Genomic DNA, 16,371 nt, shown 5'->3' with positions numbered 1-16,371 from the left:
TTGTATCCTTTTTTTATATTTTAAAAAAGTCCGGCTTCTTTGTGAATTAAACATATTAAGCTGATTCTTTGAAATTTTTAGTTTCTTTTCCAAAGCATAATAAAAGTCCCTTTAGCGGCTTCCTATTGCCTGCCAAAGGGACGACATTCCGATTCTGCATAAAATTGCAGATAGGTATTACCCATCTTTACTGTTGGCTCCTTTTTTAAAATCTACGGGAGATACTCCCGTGTATTTCTTGAAACATACGCTAAAATATTCCGGGTTTCCATACCCTACACATTCTGCGACTTCGTAGGCTTTCATATTATGGCACCGCAAAAGTTCCATCGCTTTTTTCATTCTTGTCTGTAATAAGTATTCTGAGAAGGTAATATTTTTTTCCTGTTTAAACAAGGCGCTTATATAAAAGGGATTCATATGAACATGCTGGGCAATATCCTGCAGGGACAGCCCTTTTTTATTATAATTTTGGGTAATATACCGCATTGCTTCCACTACTGCCGGACAGCGCTGCTCCTCCCGCTGCCGGATGATGAAATCCGCCAAACCGCTTACAATTGTCTCCGCCAAATTCACAATTTCCTCAATGGTTTGCAGACGATGAATCGTATTATAATAGCCGCATACATTTTCCCGCTGCGACACTATCCAATCCGGCACCAGTTCTTGTACCCCCTGAAACAACACAAAAATCATCTGTACCGTAAAAAAACGCACTTCCTCGAGTGAAATTCTTGGACAGTGTAATATCTCGGTTTTTAAATTCTGTAAAACAGCCAGCGCCTCTTTTTTTGAACCCAGTTTCACCGTTTGGATGAGTTCCCTTTCCCGGGAAGCAAACGAAACACTGTTATGATTTGTAAAAGAAGGCAGCTCTAAAACGGAAAACACTTTGTCCTTGCCGACAAAATGACGAAAACTCATCGCCAGATTCGCCTCCTGATAAGAGACGGCAATACCGGCAATTCCTCTATGCCCTTTCCCATAAGTAATGGTCACCGTTTCCTGCAAAAATTCCTTAACCGCGGCCCGAACCTGCTCCGCCAAACATCTTGCGCCTTCCTCCGACTCACCGGCTGCCGCATTGCCGGCGCACAACATCACAAGCTCATCCCCGGGTAATTCAAAAGCGCAGTCCGGGAGGCTGCTGTCAGTCAAAACCTTTTGACAAACCGACAATACACTTTGTTTAAGAAATTCTTTTTCTGCCGTCTTGGCTGCAATTCCTGGCATGGCCAAATAGCTGTCCAATTTGACCAATAAAACCGCAAAATATTCTCCGCTTAAAGCAATTCCCAAAGAAGCCGCCTCCTGCCGCAATTCTGCCGGCGAAAACTGCCGGGACAGCAGTTTCTTAAGAAACACATGCTTAAAAAAAGGCATTCCCTCATTCATTTTTTCCTTTATCTTTTTTTCCTGTTCCCACTCAGCCGAAGCGATTCTGACCTTTTCCAGGAGTTTTTCCTTATCTACCGGCTTCAACAAATAATCAAAGGCCCGTAACTTGATCGCCTCCTGAGCATAAGCAAAATCATCATAACCGGTCAATAAAATGATTTTTATATCCGGATATTTATTTTTGGCCATACGCCCCATTTCCAGCCCGTCCATAAAGGGCATTTTTATATCCGATATTACAACCTGGGGACAAAATTTTTCAATCAGCCTGATTCCTTCTTCGCCGTCGGCGGCTTCGCCGACGAGACAGTAGCCATTTTCCTCCCACGGAATCGTACTGGCCAGTCCCTTGCGAATAATACGGTCATCATCCACAATCGCCACTTTGTACATTTTGCTCACCCTCTCCTGTATGTAAAGGAATCTTGACTTTTACCACAGTTCCCTGGTGTAATTCACTTTCGATTTCCAGTCCGGCTGCCGGTCCGTAATGAAGCTGCAACCGTTCATGGGTACTGCGAACCCCCACTCCCAGCGTCTGCATTCCCGCGCCACTTGCTGTCAATGCTTGTCTAACTTCCCGGAGCCGCTCTTCCGTCATGCCGATTCCGTTATCCCGTATTTCAAAACACAAAAAGCGGCCTTCCAAATAGCCTTTGACCTGGATCCGGCCGATACCGCGCTTTTGCTTTACCCCGTGATAAATCGCATTTTCCACCAGCGGCTGCAAGGTTAATTTAATAATCTTACAGGATAAAACAACCGGCTCCACCTGAATTTCATAAGAAAAATTATCGCCATAGCGCATTTCCTGAATAAACAGGTAATTGCGGATATGATCCACTTCTTCCTCCACCGTAATAATCTCATTTCCCCGGCTGACACTGATCCGGAAAAAATTGGCTAACGCGGTGACCATCGCGCTGGCCTCGGCGGTCAGGTTCATATCGCACAATCCCTTGATCGAATACAGCGTATTATATAAAAAATGCGGATGAATTTGAGTCTGCATGATGGAAAACTCTAACTGCCGCTTTATTTCCTGTTCTTTATTAATCCGGTCCAGTAAAATTTTTATCCTGCCTACTAAATCTTCCACCCCCTGGTTTAAAACACCCACTTCATTCAACGGGTGAATATGGGAAACAAAATGTAAGTTTCCCCCCTGGATGCGTTTCATATTTTCTACCAGAACCGAGATTGGCTTGGTAATATAACCGGCCAAAACATTGGATAGCATGATGGCAACTAAAATCAGCAAAATCATTACGGTAACGGTTATAAATTTTATATAGACCACGTTAGCGAGAATTTCCCGCCGGGGAAACACAGCGGCAATTTTCCATTGGTTCGTCTGCAATGTATTGTAAATGACGATCATTTTTTCGCCCTGCGGTTTTTGAAACTCCAGCTTTCCCTCCCGGTTTGCCGTATTTTGCAAATAGGCCAAAACTTCCGGGGTAATTGTATACTGACTGTCAACCTTCTTAAAAATCATCGGCCCGTCACGACTGACCAATAATAAATAACCATTTTTACTGGGTGCCGAGTTCTTCAGAACTTTGGCAAAAAAATCACACCGAAAATTAAATACAATTATGCCGCTCGTCTTAGCATGTTCCTTGCCGAACAATTTGAACATTCTTATAATATGCCGCCGATCCTCCCACTGATCATTATGAATATTCTGCCAATAAATATCATAAGGATTTCCCTGATACAGCTTACGATATTCCCGGTAAGAGATATCCGGTAAATGATAGGAGTCCATATTACGGGAAAGGACAAATTTACCGGAGTAAAAATTAATGTAAATCGAATCAATCAAGGATTTATAAAAGGACTGAATCCAGACAATATGGCGGTGTACCCTGATATAGTCTTCCGGACCGATCTTTCCGTAGTCCTTGATAACAATTGTCAAAATATCCGGGTCATTGGATAAAGCAACCATTTGTTCCAAGGCATCGGATAAACGGTTATCCAGATAATTACCTGTCTGAGACACGGCATTACTGATATTCCGGTAGGCATTTTCCGTTATTTGTTCCGCCGCAAATAAATACGACGCCATGCCGATAATCATGATAAAAAAAATAATAATTGGTATATAAAGACTCAATATGGTAGATTTAAACGAGAAAAGGAAATATTGCTTAAACCTTTCTTTTAGCCATCGATGCAGCGTTTTCAAAATGTACCCCTTAGAATTACATTTTCTCCCTACAGAACCATTTTACTACAAAATCGATATTTTTTTAACATAATTTTCTGATATAATCAAAAATAAAGGAAGTATGCCAGCCTTGGCTGATTCCATAACAAAACGGAGGAGGCTCCCACGCAGAGCTGCTTGAGCCGTACGTTTCCTCCTCCGTTTGAGCGGTATCTGTCAATTACAAAAAGTCCGTACGTATCGGGGTAAACGAATCAATGATAACTGAATCGTCTTCTAAGGCAACCACACCATGCATTGTATTTTTCGGGGCATAGTAAATATCTCCCTGCCCGACAATCTTTTTTTCGCTGCCCAGAACCAGTTCAAAACTGCCTTGAGCGACGTAGCCGGCCTGCTCATGTTCTTCATGTTTATGAGGCTGCCCTACGCCGCCTTTCTTAAAGCGGAATTCCACCAGCATCAGCCGGTCACCGTAGGTCAATACCCTGCGCTGTGATTTTTCATCCAGCTGTACATAATCTCCCCTATTTGTTTCGGGCATAAAAATCTCCCCCTATTTCAATTTAGACATTCGCACTGCGTCCATATCGGTAAATGTCTTGTAATAAGCATATCCAAAAACTCCCTTTTTTGTCTTGCCAGCCTGTTGCGAAAAAATAGTATTCAATTGCTCTATGCGGTTGCAATTAGAAGGAGCCTGCTTAAAAAGATGCAGATACCAGCCGCGCTTTTTAAGCAGGCTCAGGAGAGGAAGATATACATGTATAGCCACATGGACTTCACTTTTGACCTGGCGGAATATCCCTATCAGGTAATTCACCGCCACTGTACAACTAAAGCCGAGCGCTGGGATAAATGCCACGCCCATCCCGGTATGGAATTTATTTTCGTACACCAGGGAACCGGCCAGGCAACGATCGGTCAATCCATTTACCAATATGGCCCCGGAACGCTAATGTATTTTCAGCCCTTTCAAATTCACCGGGTAAAAGCAGACTTCGCTGCCAAAAATCATTACGTCCGCTCGAAATTTTTGTTTGATCCCTACCTGATAGATCATTATCTAAGCGGATTTGGTTCCTTACAGCGATTTTTTCGTTATTTGTGGCAAGGACAGTTGGAGCACCAGCTTTTATCCATCCCGGATTCCCCGCCCGAGCTGGAAACGCTCTTTGAGTTATATTCCCGCCAGCAAAATAGCAATGCCAGCGGCCCGGAAGACTTTGCCCTGTTCGCCGCCACCTTTTTCCGCTTTATTGAACGCCGCTGGGATCAGTGCAAACAGACGGGACAGTCGGCCTTAAGCCGCCATATATCGTATGCGGAAGAAATTATCCAGTGGATCAACTCGCATTTCCGGGAAGAATTCAATTTGCCGGAACTGGCCCAACAGTTACACCTGTCAACCTATCATGTCTCTCACCTGTTCAAAAAAGCCACCGGCGGCAGTATTACTGAATATTTAATCTTCCGCCGGCTGAGAGAAGCCTGTATGCTGCTCAAAACAACTTCCCTTCCCATACAGGAAATTAGTTATAGCATAGGTATCACCAATATTTCCTACTTTTGCAAATTATTTAAGCGTAAATTTGGCATGACGCCGGCGCAATACCGCTTGCTCGATTCCAATTAAATGTTTCTCCCGAATATCATCAGGTTCTCCCACTCTTTAAACCCATTCCCGCAGGCTCGTTTTTAGACGCGCCAACGCTCTTGCTTTGAGCCGGTGCACCGCCGCGGCGCTTATGCCCAAAACATCGGCCATATAGGACAATTTATACCTGTCCATAACATTGTAAACAATGATTAACCGCTGCCGGGGCGGCAATTGACCAACCGCCGCTTCAAGGCTTTCCAGCCGCTGTATCTGCTCCACCTCCGTCTGCGGATTATTGCCGGCCGGCAAATTGTATAACAATCCATTATCGATAGAAAATTCGTGTTGCTGTCTTTTTTGATTTTGCCGCCAAAGCGTTAATAAACCATATTTAACCCTGCTATTAAGATAGCCGGCAAGCGGCACTCCCCTGCCGGAATCATACTCATGCACGGCCTGGACCAAAACCAGCCAGGCTTCCGCCTCGGCGTCCGGTACGCCGGACTGATAGATCCGGGCATACTTTTTGACTAACGGCTTAAAACTTTGACAAATCGATTCAACCGTTTTGGTTCTCTGCCCATTCATGCAATCGCCTCCCGGTTTAACTCAAGTTTCAGGTATACTCATTGGCTTTTGAAATAAAAAGAGCCGCCCTAACAAATGATTAGGACGACTCCATTCCGTTAACCCTACCTGGCTCCGATATTCGTGCCGCCGGGCGTGCCCGCGCCGATCAAATCGCTGCTGCCGGCCAACTCCAGAAAACTCCCGAGATTAATGGAACCATCCGCATTTCTGGTTACGGACGGCGTCAAACTGACAAAATCCGCATCATTGCAAACCAGTCCATTGGCGTTTACGCTCTCTTTATTTTTCCACCATACATTGGAATTGTCTACGTCGGTGCCGCTTATTTTATCACTGGAACTGGCTTCATAGGATAATAAATTGGTAAATACATGCGTACCTTTATCAAATGCAAAATTACTGCCTGACTTCGTTCCGTTATTATAGCTTGTACAATTCGTTAACGCAATCGACCCCGGGTTGCTGTTATAAGTAAATCCATGTTTCTTATTATTAAAAGCAATACATCCTTTCACAATATGGTTCACAGCAATTTTGTCCCCGCCTAATTTAAATCCGTTGCCATCACTGTCGGTGGTGGAGGTGCCGTCGGAAGTAGCGCCGTTGTTATAGGAGACGCAGCCGTCAATCGTCACTGCGCCAATAGCACCCGTAGCCGTCTTGGTATATAAATCCCAGCCGTCGTCAACATTGTTGTAGGAAATACAGCCTTTAAACACATTCCCTTCGCCGGTAGTAAGCTTACAGGCAAAACCATCCGCATCCTCGCCATTATCCGGGTCCATATTATCATGGGAAGTACAGTTCAGAATTTCATTATAACCGGGCCATTCACTTTGGGCAGCCGTAGAAGCATATCTTCCCAGTTGAAGACCGGAGTCCCTGTTCGCATAGGTCTCACAAAGCTCTATTTTATTATAACTGCCGCCGATAAAAATGCCGTTATCGGCCGCCCCGGTTACATAAAGGCCTTTAACATGCCAGTAATTCCCGTTAATTTGCAAGCCCCTCGGATTGCTTACTTCCGAAGGATCGCCGTAGCTTTGTGAGGAGAAGTCTAAAATAACCTTTTCCGTATCGTCGTAAGGCATAATTGTTTTATAACTGCCGGCGGCGCCGCAATTGTCCCGTTCAATCGTAATCTGGCTGTCAAAGCTATAGGTTCCCGGCAGCATATAAATCGTATCGCCGGCGGCAATCGCCGTAATGGCCGCGGTCAGAGTAAGAGGACTGTCCTTAGTCCCTGAATTGGCGGCACTGCCTGAGGTAGACACATATACATCGCTCATAATTAACACTCCTTTTTTTGTTACGCCTTTACCACAACAGCCTAACTTTTTTTGAACTCCCGCGCCCTGCGCGAAAACTTCACTGACCGTTGAGACTTGCCGTCAAGCCGTTAGCCCCATATATCCAGCGTAATCGCACCGGTGATAATATCATTTTCGCAGTTCGAGAGAATTTTATTGCAGGCAGTTTTAACAGCGTTCCGTATGGAAGCCTGCTTGCTTGTATCCGTTATTTTCGTAACCGATACCCCGGAAGGCAGTTCATCCGAATCACAGTTGAATTCCCGGCAATTTGTCATGGTAAGACTTGATGCCTCGTCAAGCTGATAACCGATCACATTGTCAAAGGATAAACAGTTGACCAAAGTGACCGCGCCAACACCATTATTTTGGTCAAACCCTTTTTTGCCGCTATACTGAGTGTCCCAGGCAATGCAGCGGGTCATGGTCCGCGCGCCCGTACTGCCTGAAGACCCAAGCTTGAACCCGTTGCCGTTGCCTGCATACTTCGTGATGCTTGCATCGCCGTTATGCCAGGTGATGCAGTCGGTATAGGTGACATCATTATTCATATTGTAGCTGTCCCAGCCGTCATCGGAGTTTTGAAAAGAACGGCAGCCAATAAACTGATTGCCTGCCCCCGCACTCAATTTGCAGGCAAAGCCGTCGGCATTTTCGCCCTCCGTGGCGGTATCACAATTCCGGTAGGAATCACAATACTTTATCGTATTACTTTTCGCCGTAGATTTCGAAATCTGCAGTCCCGTATCGCCGTTATAGCGGAAAATACAGTTCGTCACCGTATTATTGGCCCCTTCAATTTTCATTCCATTATCGCCGGCATATTGAACAATAAACCCGGAAAAAGCATTGTTACTGCCGGTTACATAGATCCCGATGCCCGAATCGCCGGTAGTACTTGATATTGCCGAAAAATCAAGGACAGGCGTTACGCCGCTTTTGGCCTTCATAGTAATCCCGCTCGTGCTGATTTTGATTCGGGCCGAACAGGAAATGGAAGCGCCAATACTGATCGTATCGCCCGATCCGGCGGAAGCCACCGCATTTTTCAACTCACTATAAGTAGTAACAGAATAAGTAGACATGGTTACACAACCTTTCACATTTTTAATTGCTCCACACTAGGGGCGGGAGTTCAAAAAAACAGGCTGTCTGTGGTAATGGCGTTAAGAAAAACTGCTAACGCGGTTTTTCGGCTCTTGGCGCAGGGCTCAGGGCACGGAAAAACCCGTCTGAAAATCATTTTAGGCGGCTATCATCCAGCAGAAGGATCGTCTTTTCATAAGCGTAGGTTAAGTGGTAACGGCGGAGCGTTGATAAGGCGATTCTTCTGCCGTTATCGGCTAAAAACTACTTTCTAATAGAATAAGGGCTTGTCTCAAAATGAGGCAGCCCCTGGCAGTCAATCCTATCCTTCATTTAGTTTGTGCTTACATCATGAACTTGGGTTTTCAAGCGCAAAACAGTTACTGAATTCCGGGAAAATGTATAGTTGAATCTTGTTGCTCCACCTACACCTGCAATTTGGCTGTCAACCGGAACTACTTTCGTGGGGCAGGCAAGCGAGTTTTCATCGGTAACCCGATCTGAAGTAAGCACACTTGCTGTCCCGCTTAAAATCCTGACTTTCCCCACTACGTTTATCATCGTTTTTTTCGCTTCCTCGTTGGGATTTACAGCTTTGATGATAATATCGCCTGTGGCCGTATCCTTACTGGTAACATAATAGAGTGGATCGTGCTGGGCCGGCTTTAATGGCGATGAGTCGGTCACGTCAAATAATAATTCATCATCAAGGTAGGCTTTGATATTAGCCCCGGAGACCACCACTTTAATCTGATAGGTCTGACCGATAGTGATTGTTCCCGCAGTGCTTGTAAGAATGGCAGTGTTCCCATTGTTATTTTTTTGTATCGCATGCAGTGTATTGTTCCAGCCGCCAAGGTTTAAATCGTAGAAATTGTTGCCGTCTATATAGCCAAAGTAAATCATCATGCCTTCCTTGCCGCTGATTTTTTGCGCATTGAGGGTCAGTGTATAATTACTCCAGTCACTACTGCCCGCAACAATCATTCCCGGTGTTGAAGCCGTATCCGTTTCATTATAGGACAGACTCCATGTACCGCTTTTCACGCTCCAATTCGTTACATTAGCCGGGAAATCGTCCGATAGTAGAATACGATCATCACTCTGATTCGTAACGACAACGCTATCATATTTTACTGCGGTGTTATAGGTTCCAATTCCTATTTTCCCAATAATTTTATTGGCTGCAGGAGCAATGCGGTTAAAACCGGTTAGTGTCGTGGGAAGAAATATATTACCTATGTTGTTGCTGAACATTTTTTGCACATAATACGAGGGGGTACCATAGACTCTGGAGCTATTAAAAACAATCGCATCCGGATTCCAGGTTCTATCATTTGCGTTAACAAATAACGGCGCATAAGAAGCCATTCTTACTATATCCGAATTTCTTTCCATCCCTGTCATGAAAACTGCTTCGCCTAACGCTGCGTTCAGATTTCCCTTGCCGCAATCAAGATTTGTAGTAACTGCATATTCTCCGACATAAATTCTGGGACCTTTTCTGTCATAATTATCATACTTGTGCGCATTATTTATAAACCACTGGGTACTTCGGTAATAGTGCTCGTCAACGATTTCCACCGGATAGGAATACTGCCAGGAAGGTGTATCCGTACCCCACGCTTCCACATTGCCTATCGTATATATTTCAGGATATTTTTCCTTTATCGCCTTATAAAACCGTATATACCTCTCGCCATAGAGATTACTGCGGTTGTCCTGGCTGTCATATTGATTATTTTCATTACCGATTTCAATATATTTAAGATGAAAAGGCGCAGCATGACCGTTGGCTGCTCTCTTCGCGCCATAGGGTGTCGTAGCATCTCCATTGGCATATTCTATCGCGTCGAGAACATCCTGTATCCAGGAATCCAGTTCATCCAGAGATATGTTATCTTTATGGGCTATGCCAATATTTACTACATAAAGCGGTTCTGCCCCCAGGTCTTCACAGAATTGCAGGAATTCGTGATAACCCATACCGTCTGTGGTGCGATACCCCCAAAGATTTTGATGTCCCGGTCTTGCCTCGATCTTACCGATAGTATTTTTCCACCGGAAGGCATTCGCCATGACATCCCCTTCAACGAAGCACCCTCCCGGGAACCGTACAAAGCGAGGCTTCATCTCTTTGACCATCGTGGCAAGGTCTTGTCTAAGTCCATTAGGTCTGTTATTAAAGGTTGGCGGAAATAATGAAACTACATCAAACCATACTGACCCTACGGTGTTTAACGCTAAAACAAATCTTGCATTGGAATCCGTTCCATTGGCAACAATCGTGGTAGTATATTTTTGCCAATCCGTGCCTATACCTGATACTGCCGTCTGTCCATAAACAGCTTGTCCGTCGGCACTCTGCAGACTGACTGTTATTTTTCCTGTAAATTCACTGCTGGCTTTAGCAAAAAATGATAAATAATACTGGCTTCCTGCTGTTACTCTGATTCCCCAATACCCTTCATTGGCTATGCTGACGCTTCCAGCCGGATCTGCTGTTGTTACATCAACGCGGAGCGCTTTCGACTGAGCACTATTAAGTGGATTATCACTGTCAAGGGTTATCGTGCCTTCAGCCGTTCCCGTCAGTGACAGGGACCAGTACTTTGGTATTGTTGCCTCTTCAAAGGAACGGTTTCGAATTAATTCTGCATATAGCCCGCCATCCGCTGCATGGTTAATATCTTCAAAAAAGATTCCATACAGATTCGGACTGATGTTTATTCCCGGATGCTCTGCATCGATCTTTAATTCCAATGCAGCCGGTAATTCTTGATTGCACGCCATGTGAAGCACCTCCATAATTTTTGAATCGCTTTTTCGAAACCGGTATAGCCAAGGAACTCTTGTTATCAACTTTTGTTTTTCCTGTATACCGGCTCCAATTTAAAAATGGCTGCAAAAAAACCGCCTATCAACTGATAAGCGGCCTTTAGCCATTTACTCACACTATCATTATAAACCGGTTTTTCGGGCTTGTCCGTATACTTTTTTTGCAAATAAGAAAGACGGCCGACCCCATTATAAAACCTCTAGCGCCTTGATCCCAAACATCATCACGGCAAATTTCCGTATCGCCTTGTCCCGTAGATCATACACACTCCGTTTGGTAGAATAGCCAATCATTTCAGCGATATCTTCTTTCGCCAGTTTGTCAATATACCATGATCTTAATACTTTGCCGTATAGTTCACAGCCCTTTTCCTTGCCCATATCTTCCAGCACTTTATTAATTTTGGCAAACTCGCCTATCGTTCTTTCCTTGCATTCTTGCAAAGTCTGTAATGTATATAAAATATTAAGAGTTTCATCAACCCGTTTGGCAGGTATCCCTGTTACCTCCAGGGTTATCGCCGACAATTCCTTGGGCCGCGAAATAGTAACAAGTTGAGTGATCTGTTTCTCTATATTAGTCAGGCTTCTATGCAAGTCATTATAATGCAATAAGATATTTTCAGCTTCTTTAATAAAGTTCATTGGTGCATCCCCCCGTGCTTTTACAAACTTTTTCTTTACCCGGTCTATCTTTCATGGCACTGTGTTTTTTCAGCCCCTGTTCCTCTATCGCCGACTGCATTAAACGTGATACAAGCAGCGTCAGTCTAATTAATTTTACTCTCAACCCGTTTTTTTGACGGTTCCCTTTTTCTTCCTGTGCAAAATCGTACCACCACGTATCAGCCGTATTGTTGTCAATGACTTCAACCAGCATTGTTTTAGCTTGTCCTTTCGTCATCTCTCCCCAAACGCCTCCTTTGCAAAAATGCTCTACCATGCCTAGACATTCCCGCGCAGCCCAAGAATATTAACCCGCTCACCTCCTGGCACAAACACGTATCAGTCCATTTTTATTACTTTAAGCGATATGAAGCCGCTACGTCATGGTTTGATTATATCACTTCTAGCGATATAATCAATACATATTTGACTTATTTCCCTAGAATTACCGCTATTTACGAAAAGGTATGAATATATTATTAGCGAAATAAAAAAGATAGTTATATCGCTATTTTAGGAGTGTGGAACATGAAATTTCAGGGCGATAAGTTACGACAGCTTCGCAAGGCAAAAAGCCTCAGTATGCTCGATGTAGTCGAATTGACAGGAATTAGTCAATCTACTCTTTCGGACATCGAAAACAACAAAAAAAATCCCCGGCCGGCAACCGTAGAAAGGTTGTGCCAGGGATTAAAAGTGAAAGAAGAATATTTTTATATTGATGATGCGGTATTGCCAACAGAGTTGTTACCTAACATGCCGGAAGAAACGCGCAAATTTATCTTTTCCGACGATAATGTTCCTTACATTGTGTTAAGTGAAAAGGCTAAAAAAAGCGGAATATCTCCAAAAACATTAGAAAAAATGATTGAGCTTTTAGCGGGCGAAAACAAAAAATAATTGAGGAAAATTAAACATTCATTCTTCTTTGCATAAAGTTTTCCGTGTTTCCATAAATTGCAAAAACTCGACGAGATATAAATGGTCCACCCAGTATTCACCATCTTTAGTTAACAACCATTTAATTTCTCCGTTAAAGTCATATACGTGATACACGGGAACCCCACCTTTGTATTTAATAATTACATTTTGCCGTTGTACTCCTTTACTTTTTTAGCTGCAAATTCCGAACACCCGGCTTTTCGGCCGGTTAATTAACGCCATATTCATATCTCATGAAACCGCCTCACTTCCATAAGTCGTTAATGGAAACTCCTAAAACCCTGGCTATTCTTTTTAAATACTCCGGTCTAGGCAATCTCAAATATAATTCAATTTCACCCAAGGTGCTCTTCGGAACTCCGGCTAACTCCGCTAATTCTCTCTGAGACAAATCCTTCGCTTGTCTCAATTCCTTTATCCGCAATGTCATTATCCCTCTCTATTCCGCCAGTAAAATTATTGTATATTCTGTAAATTAAAGGGTCAATATGCAATATATGGTAATTAAAACAATAGTTCTTCTGAGGCAATTGTAAAAATTCCTGCTTGACAATAAAAAAGTTGACACGGAAATTGAAAAATCCAACCGTCACCAATAGAACTGGTAGTCCCGAAAACTAAAAATGCCTGAACAATAATCGGATATTGTTCAGGCATTTTTGATTTTTGGAAATATCTAAAAATATCAAATACTCGTCCCAATATATTTAATTCACTGTCCGTTCCCGGCTATTTACAATAAACGATAGATAAAGTCCAGCGTTCTTACGCCGAAGCGGGCTGAATCAGGAAAAGGAGGTGGCAAACGGATTTGAGGAAACACGGATGCTCAAACAACCGATGAGCGTAATATTTAGGAGGAGGAAGTATATGAAAAAGGCTCTGATTTTCACTTTAACGGTTATATTCATCCTCAGTATTACCGGCGCCGCCTTAGCGGCGGAGAATAATCCTTTTGCTACCGTTCCAACGAACCACTGGGCCTATCAATCCATCGTAAAACTGGTAAAGGCCGGTCTTATCGACGGTTATGGCACCGGAGACTTCCGCGGTGATAAACCCGCTACCAGATATGAACTGGCTGAGTTAACGGCAAAGGCAATGTACAATTGGGAAAAAGCGGATGCCCAAAACAAAGGGGAAATTGACAAATTGGAAGCGGAATTCCGTAGTGAGCTGATAAACCTTGGTGTCCACGTAAAAGCCTTGGAAACGCAGGTAAAAGATATGCAAAATCAAATCGGCAACTTCAAGGTAACCGGTACTGTCCGTATCCGCTATGACCACAAAACCGACCATACGAACGCAAAAGGGGACTACACCACAGACTCCCGCAGTATGGCCAGGGATACTTCCTACTATTTTGAACTGACAGGCACTTCGAAAATGGGCGGCAATTGGAATACATTAGTCCGCCTGGCGGGCGCCAAAGACGCGAACGGTCAGCCACGAGGCGGCCAGGAAAACACAGATGGCAAGTTCGATATCACTCGTCTGTATGCTTATGGTCCTCTGGGCTTCGGCACACTGAAAGTCGGCAGGGACAAGGGCGGCGCCATCAACGGTATGGTTATGAACGACTATTATACCGGTGCTGTTTACAGTTTTGGCAATCTATTAAAAGTAAATGTTACGTATGCTAAACCCGATCACTTGTCGACGATATATGACGACACCGGTTTAAGCTGGAAGGATGACAGAGGTATTAACGATACCTTCATTAATCCGGCCGATTCCGGTACGAATTATAACGGTATAAACTTTTGGCAAGTGAACCTAAAATATCCGGTTAGCAAAGCGACTGATTTATACGGCGGTTTTTGGCATACCTGTTCTGCCAATTCTTCCTATACACCAACCAATATTTATGAACTGGCTTTTAAAAATAGATTTGCCAAAGATTGGTCCTTTGGCGCCGATTATGCACGCTCTGACAGAGATAGCGATAACACCGGCTATAATTTAGATTTAACCTACAAAACCATTAATAAAGCAGTTCCCGGTTCCTGGTCGGCTTCCTTTGATTATGTTAGAATTGAAGCGCAGTCATATATAAAATCGACTTTTGATATTAAAAACAATAAAGTTGGCCGCAGCGGCTGGCAAATCGTTTACAAATATGTCCCCGCCAGGGATATTCTCTGGTCGACCCGTTGGTTGCAATCCAAAGATATTAATGGCTCGGATCCGGTCCACGAAAAATGGCTGCGCACCCAGGTGGAGTTCTTCTTCTAAAGGCTCCGGCGAAAGCAGTCTCCGGTCCCATAAACTAAGACCGCCGTATGCGGCGGTTTTAGTTTATTCTCCACACAAGCGCAACAAGAAAATGGATCCTGGCCAAAAAGGCAAAAAAATTTACCGTTCTTAATGTCCTGTCCGGCTGGGATCCTGAAAAATAAAGGAGTGATAAAGAATGCCCAAAACGATGCTCGTAGTTATTCTGGCGGTAATACTGATCTCACTGGGCGGCACCTTTAAAACCTCTTCCGCAGCCCCCCTGCTTCCACCGCAGAATTTAAAAGTTCCCGCCCTGGCCTTTGACGAAAAAAGCATTACCCTTACCTGGGAAAAAGCGGCAGACTATGCTTCGATTATAGATTACAATATCTATTTAAACGGTAAACGGATCGGCACGGCCAATGAAAACGCCGGCTCACCGGCCAAGCCCTATATTGACCAATTCTACGCCGACAGCAGCAATAGCAGGGCTCAAAAAATATCGCTGCACAATTACACCGTTACAGGGCTGAAACCCTCTACGGCTTACACATTTACAGTAAGAGCCGTTTACCGGGACGGCCGGGAATCGCCGGACAGCAACCGCGTAATCCAATCGACAACAGCCAGCCCCCGGATATTTAACATTGTTGACTACGGCGCCGTCGGCGACGGGACCACCCTAAATACGAAAGCCATTCAAGCGGCAATCAATGCCTGTACTGCCGGCGGCAAAGTTCTGGTACCTGCAGGAACCTTTAAAACCGGCGCGATTTGGTTAAAAAGCAATATGACTTTAGAAATTGCCAAAGACGCAACCCTGCTGGGGTCTGAAAACCCAGATGATTATCCGTATCATTATTTATTGTACAGCTACTCCACCGACGAACGTTTCTATTCGCTGATTAACGCCCAGGCACCCGACCACGGCAGTCTGGCTAACATCCGTATAATCGGCGCGGGAACTATTGACGGCAACGGCTGGCGCCAAATCGGCGTTGACCCGCAGCAGCCGGAATTGCCGGTGTATGCAGCGGCTAAAAATAGCACGAATAAAGACGGCAGCCTGAATCCCAACCATGTTTTAAATATCGGCATTCTGGCTAAAGCCCAGGTTATGAAATTGATGGATACGGGCCTTACTTTTAAGTCGGCCTATCCCAGAAGGTCCAATCTGATTACCCTTAGAGGTGTAAACAATGTATATTACGGGGGGTTTACCGCCGTCAATCCCGCCAATCACACCGTCGTCAATATCCATTGCAACAACGTTACGGTCGCCGGCGTTATGTTTAAAACATTTCAGTGCAACAATGGCGACGGAATTGAATTTATTCACGGCAACGGCCTGACCGTATTTAATAACGTTTTTGACACCGGCGACGACTGCATGAATTTTGCCGCCGGTCTGGGCGCCGCCAGCCAAAAAGAAACGGCTAGCCAAAATGCCTGGATTTTCAATAACTATTTCCGCCACGGACATGGCGCCATTGTGGCGGGCAGCCATACGGCCGCGTGGATCGAACAGATTCTGGGGGAAGATA

14 protein-coding genes are annotated in these 16,371 nt (G+C 44.4%); 4 read left to right on the top strand and 10 right to left on the bottom strand.

Annotation, left to right across the window (positions count from 1 at the left end; translation table 11 throughout):
• Window positions 1-177 precede the first annotated feature (177 nt).
• From LUCIF_RS18285 to LUCIF_RS18275, 3 genes are all read right to left on the bottom strand, one after another.
• Window positions 178-1,794 (bottom strand): response regulator, encoded by a 1,617-nt coding sequence (locus LUCIF_RS18285; RefSeq protein ID WP_122629297.1) that lies wholly within the window; start codon window positions 1,792-1,794, stop codon window positions 178-180.
• The gene (locus LUCIF_RS18280) at window positions 1,769-3,523 is read right to left on the bottom strand and encodes a sensor histidine kinase (protein WP_207858030.1); all 1,755 of its coding nucleotides are present in this window, start codon (window positions 3,521-3,523) and stop codon (window positions 1,769-1,771) included. The genes LUCIF_RS18285 and LUCIF_RS18280 overlap by 26 nt, the downstream gene beginning before the upstream one ends.
• 274 nt (window positions 3,524-3,797) lie before the next feature.
• On the bottom strand, window positions 3,798-4,121 hold the full coding sequence (locus LUCIF_RS18275) for a cupin domain-containing protein (RefSeq protein ID WP_122629295.1): 324 nt from the start codon (window positions 4,119-4,121) through the stop codon (window positions 3,798-3,800).
• Between the two features lie 231 nt (window positions 4,122-4,352).
• Between LUCIF_RS18275 and LUCIF_RS18265 the strand changes: the two genes are divergently transcribed.
• Window positions 4,353-5,213: an AraC family transcriptional regulator gene (locus LUCIF_RS18265; RefSeq protein WP_207858027.1), complete on the top strand. Its 861-nt coding sequence runs from the start codon at window positions 4,353-4,355 to the stop codon at window positions 5,211-5,213.
• 36 nt (window positions 5,214-5,249) lie between these two features.
• Here the strand turns inward: LUCIF_RS18265 and LUCIF_RS18260 are convergent, their stop codons facing one another.
• The 6 genes from LUCIF_RS18260 to LUCIF_RS18235 form a co-directional block, all read right to left on the bottom strand.
• The gene (locus LUCIF_RS18260) at window positions 5,250-5,765 is read right to left on the bottom strand and encodes an RNA polymerase sigma factor (protein WP_122629292.1); all 516 of its coding nucleotides are present in this window, start codon (window positions 5,763-5,765) and stop codon (window positions 5,250-5,252) included.
• A 104-nt stretch (window positions 5,766-5,869) separates the two neighbouring features.
• Window positions 5,870-7,057 carry a right-handed parallel beta-helix repeat-containing protein gene (locus tag LUCIF_RS18255; protein WP_122629291.1) on the bottom strand — a complete coding sequence of 396 codons (1,188 nt, stop codon included), beginning with the start codon at window positions 7,055-7,057 and terminating at the stop codon, window positions 5,870-5,872.
• 110 nt (window positions 7,058-7,167) lie between these two features.
• On the bottom strand, window positions 7,168-8,163 hold the full coding sequence (locus LUCIF_RS18250) for a right-handed parallel beta-helix repeat-containing protein (protein WP_122629290.1): 996 nt from the start codon (window positions 8,161-8,163) through the stop codon (window positions 7,168-7,170).
• A 334-nt stretch (window positions 8,164-8,497) separates the two neighbouring features.
• Window positions 8,498-10,957, bottom strand: coding sequence for an alpha-L-arabinofuranosidase family protein (locus LUCIF_RS18245; RefSeq protein WP_165866058.1), 2,460 nt, complete (start codon window positions 10,955-10,957; stop codon window positions 8,498-8,500).
• Between the two features lie 234 nt (window positions 10,958-11,191).
• Entirely contained in the window at window positions 11,192-11,647 is a 456-nt protein-coding gene (locus LUCIF_RS18240) for a hypothetical protein (RefSeq protein ID WP_122629288.1), read from the bottom strand.
• The gene (locus LUCIF_RS18235; RefSeq protein ID WP_122629287.1) at window positions 11,634-11,906 is read right to left on the bottom strand and encodes a hypothetical protein; all 273 of its coding nucleotides are present in this window, start codon (window positions 11,904-11,906) and stop codon (window positions 11,634-11,636) included. Before LUCIF_RS18235 ends, LUCIF_RS18240 begins: the two co-directional genes overlap by 14 nt.
• 290 nt (window positions 11,907-12,196) lie before the next feature.
• On the opposite strand from LUCIF_RS18235, the gene LUCIF_RS18230 reads away from it, so the two are divergent.
• On the top strand, window positions 12,197-12,568 hold the full coding sequence (locus LUCIF_RS18230; protein ID WP_122629286.1) for a helix-turn-helix domain-containing protein: 372 nt from the start codon (window positions 12,197-12,199) through the stop codon (window positions 12,566-12,568).
• Between the two features lie 286 nt (window positions 12,569-12,854).
• Here LUCIF_RS18230 and LUCIF_RS27385 read toward each other — a convergent pair whose 3' ends face one another.
• Window positions 12,855-13,040, bottom strand: coding sequence for a helix-turn-helix transcriptional regulator (locus LUCIF_RS27385; RefSeq protein ID WP_122629285.1), 186 nt, complete (start codon window positions 13,038-13,040; stop codon window positions 12,855-12,857).
• A 440-nt stretch (window positions 13,041-13,480) separates the two neighbouring features.
• Between LUCIF_RS27385 and LUCIF_RS18220 the strand changes: the two genes are divergently transcribed.
• Both LUCIF_RS18220 and LUCIF_RS18215 read left to right on the top strand, forming a co-directional pair.
• Entirely contained in the window at window positions 13,481-14,845 is a 1,365-nt protein-coding gene (locus LUCIF_RS18220; RefSeq protein WP_165866057.1) for an S-layer homology domain-containing protein, read from the top strand.
• Between the two features lie 178 nt (window positions 14,846-15,023).
• Window positions 15,024-16,371 (top strand): fibronectin type III domain-containing protein (locus tag LUCIF_RS18215; protein ID WP_207858025.1); only part of this gene is annotated, 1,348 nt, incomplete at its 3' end.

It is taken from the genome of Allolucifera butyrica (assembly GCF_900476375.1).
GTDB classification, from domain to species: Bacteria; Bacillota; Negativicutes; order Sporomusales; family UPPP01; genus Lucifera; species Lucifera butyrica.
This window is presented reverse-complemented; position numbering and strand designations above follow the sequence as displayed.